The organism is Rhodococcus sp. YH1, assembly GCF_009939605.1.
Lineage (GTDB): Bacteria > Actinomycetota > Actinomycetes > Mycobacteriales > Mycobacteriaceae > Rhodococcus > Rhodococcus aetherivorans.
This window is the reverse complement of the sequence record NZ_WVTE01000291.1, coordinates 4816-6389: the sequence shown is the minus strand read 5'-3', so window position 1 is coordinate 6389 and position 1574 is coordinate 4816. Positions and strand designations below refer to the sequence as shown.

Here is a 1574-nt window from a genome sequence, read left to right as displayed (position 1 = left end):
GATCAGCACGCCCTCGACCTCGGCGTCACGCCGCAGATTCCGGTCGAAAAGCCCCTGGCCGGCGGGCAGAGCGCCCTGCTCGACCCTCCCGAGTTGGCTCATTTCGTTAGTGCGTGAGCCCAGGTCCTGAAATCCGGTCGAGCAGGGCCCGCAGGTCGGCATCGACCTGCGGCGGGAAGGTGTGCCGGGTGCCGTTGATCGCGATGGTCGCCGACCGCAACGGCCGCAGCAGCTTGACGACCTTACCGATCGCCAGGCCGCTGCGGTCCTGCACCACCCGGGAGACGGCCAACGCCGCGAACACCACCGTCAGGTGCGCCTCGATCGCGTCGCGGGTGCGGTGGAAGATCGGCCGTGCCCGCAGGTCCGTCTTCGACATCCGAAACGACTGCTCGACATGCCACAACTCGTGGTACTTCGCGATGATTTCGCCCGGATCCATCAGCGAGACAGGAAGATTGGTGACATAGCCCTTCAGCCCGACGAGCATCCTGGCTCGCTCCAGCGAGGCGGTGTCCAGTCGCCGGCCCTTCGCGGTGACCGTCACCAACCGCGTGGACTTCACGGCCGTGTCCCCGTCGACCACCGCCCGGGCGCGGGCTTCCTGCGCGTTAAGGGTCTTCTCGTCACGAGCGGCGCGACTGCGCGAGTACTGCCACACTGCCCGCCACGCATTCGGATGTTCCGCCGGATCCCACACCGGTTCGGCGCGTTTACGGGAGTTGTTCACCACCGAGCGGCCGTGCCGCGGCGTGATCGTGTCGATGACCTGACCATCGGTGAAAACGGTGCCGTTCCAATGAAAGTGTGAGGCGAGATCCCCGGGCGCCCTGGTGACCCGCGAGCCGACGATGAACTTGAGCCCGGCCCGATCCAGGGCCGCGAGATTGGCCGCCGACAGCATCCCGGCGTCCGCGGCCACGACCATCTCGACTCCGTCGAGGTCGTGGCGGGCCTGGAACTGCCGCACGATCGGCACGATCGTGTGGGTTTCGGCGGAGTTGCCTTCGTAACAGCCGATCTCGAGCGGGAACCCGGTGCGGTCCACCAGCAGTCCGACGACGATCTGCGGGTCGACCCGACGTTCCTTCGAATATCCGACTTTCCGCAGGTCGTCTTCCTTTTCGGCCTCGAAGTACAAGGTCGTCACGTCGTACAACAACAGGCTCAGGCCGCCGGTTGCGGCGGCATGGGCGAAGCACTGTTCGGCGATGCGATCCCGGTACTTGCCGGTGATGACCTGCCTCAGGTGACGTTTGATCGTGGCGTAGCTCGGCGGATCCGCCCCGAGGTCCTGCAGGACCCGGCCGGCGTCGAGTTTCGAGCCCGGTTCGACGATCCGGGCGATCACCAGGTCCCGGAAGACCGTGTCACCGACGATCCCGAAGCCGAGCTGGTCGTACACGTCGGTCAGCACCTGGCGTAGCAGCACCGACCCGGTCGATTCCGTCCGTCCCGGCGCATCGACCTGCACAGGCCCGGGCGCAGGGTCGAGCAGGGCGCTCTGCCCGCCGGCCAGGGGCTTTTCGACCGGAATCTGCGGCGTGACGCCGAGGTCGAGGGCGTGCTGATCG

At 67.0% G+C, this 1574-nt stretch carries 1 protein-coding gene; it reads right to left on the bottom strand.

Annotated features, from left to right (window positions below):
• Positions 1–106: 106 nt before the first annotated feature.
• Positions 107–1574 (bottom strand): IS1634 family transposase (locus AIIKEEIJ_RS31210; protein WP_161995939.1); only part of this gene is annotated, 1468 nt, incomplete at its 5' end.